Genomic DNA, 1,471 nt, shown 5'->3' on the forward strand with positions numbered 1-1,471 from the left:
GACACGAAGGTCTTGCCGATTTCGGTGTCGGTGCCGGTGACGAACAGCGAGAGCGGGGCGGTCATGCTGCAGTCTCCCGCGGGGCCGCGTCAACGGAGGCTGCAGCCGCGTCGCTGGCTTCGATCAGCGCGGCTTCGAGCCGCGCGAGATCGTCGAACGAATGTGCGGCCGACAGCGACACGCGCAGCCGCGACGTGCCGACGGGCACCGTCGGCGGCCGGATCGCGGGCACCCACAGGCCGTGCGCGTCGAGCGCGCGCATCGCCGCGAGCGTCGCGTCGTTGCTGCCGATCACGAGCGGCTGCACGGCCGTGTGCGAATCGACCGGCTGCCAGCGCGTCTTGTGCAGCAGCGCGCGCGTGCGCTCGATCAGCGCGGCGAGATGCGCGCGGCGCGCGTCGCCTTCGTCGCCTGCGATCACTTTGAGGCTGGCCGATACCGCGTGCGCGACGGCCGGCGGCGCGGCCGTCGTGAAGATGTAGCTGCGCGCGCGCTGGATCATCCATTCGATCACGGTCTCGTGCGCGATCACGAATGCGCCCGCGACGCCGGCGGCCTTGCCGAGCGTGCCGACATACACGAGATGCGGCGAACGCAGCGCGGCGGCCGCGAGCGCGCCGCGGCCCTGTGGGCCGAGCACACCGAAGCCATGCGCGTCGTCGACGACGAGCCACGCGCCGTGGCGTTCGGCCAGCGCGACGAGTTCGGCGAGCGGCGCGAGGTCGCCGTCCATGCTGAACACGGTGTCGCTGACGATCAGCTTCGTTTCGGCATCCGATGCGTCGAGCAGCGCGGCGAGCGCGGCCGTGTCCGCATGCGGATAGACCTGGACGTTCGCGCGCGACAGCCGCATGCCGTCGATCAGCGACGCGTGGTTCAGTGCGTCGGAGAAGATCGTCGCGCCCTTGCCGGTCAGTGCCGTCATTGCGGCGAGGTTCGCCATGTAGCCGGTGCTGAAGTACAGCGCGCGCGGTGCGTCGGAGAAGCCGCCCGAGAAGGCCGCGAGTTCTTCTTCGAGCGTCGCGTGCGCACGCGAATGACCGCCGAGCAGGTGCGAGCCGCCGCTGCCGGAGCCGTAGCGCTGCGCGCCTTCGGCGAACGCGGCGACGAGCGCCGGATGCGCGGCGAGGCCGAGATAGTCGTTGCTCGCGAAGCCGACGATCTCGCGGCCGTCGACGGTCATGCGTGCGTCGCACGCGGTGTCGGCGGTGCGGCGCACGCGGCGCAGCCCTTGCGCGTCGAGATCGGCGAGGCCGCGTTGCAGGGTATCGAGCAGCGGGTTGGTCATCGTGCGATTTCCTCCAGCGTCGCATCGAGCGTGTCGCGCGTGCATTGCGCAAGCCACGCGATGTCGTCGTCGCTCATCACGTACGGCGGCATCAGGTACACGGTCGTGCCGATCGGGCGCAGCAGTAGCTCGCGTTCCAGCGCGCGTTCGAAGAAGCGACGCGAGAAGCCGCGCGCCGCGTCG

The 1,471-nt window shown here is 70.8% G+C and carries 1 protein-coding gene and 1 pseudogene; both read right to left on the bottom strand.

Going from position 1 to position 1,471, the window contains the following annotated elements; translation table 11 throughout:
* Window positions 1-61: 61 nt before the first annotated feature.
* On the bottom strand, window positions 62-1,288 hold the full coding sequence (gene bioF / locus JYJ84_RS36545) for an 8-amino-7-oxononanoate synthase (protein ID WP_175223266.1): 1,227 nt from the start codon (window positions 1,286-1,288) through the stop codon (window positions 62-64).
* A pseudogene (locus JYJ84_RS36550) lies at window positions 1,285-1,471 on the bottom strand (adenosylmethionine--8-amino-7-oxononanoate aminotransferase BioA); the annotation flags it as partial. The gene bioF and the pseudogene JYJ84_RS36550, both read right to left, overlap by 4 nt.

The sequence above is a fragment of the Burkholderia sp. LMG 13014 genome (assembly GCF_905232215.1).
GTDB lineage: Bacteria > Pseudomonadota > Gammaproteobacteria > Burkholderiales > Burkholderiaceae > Burkholderia.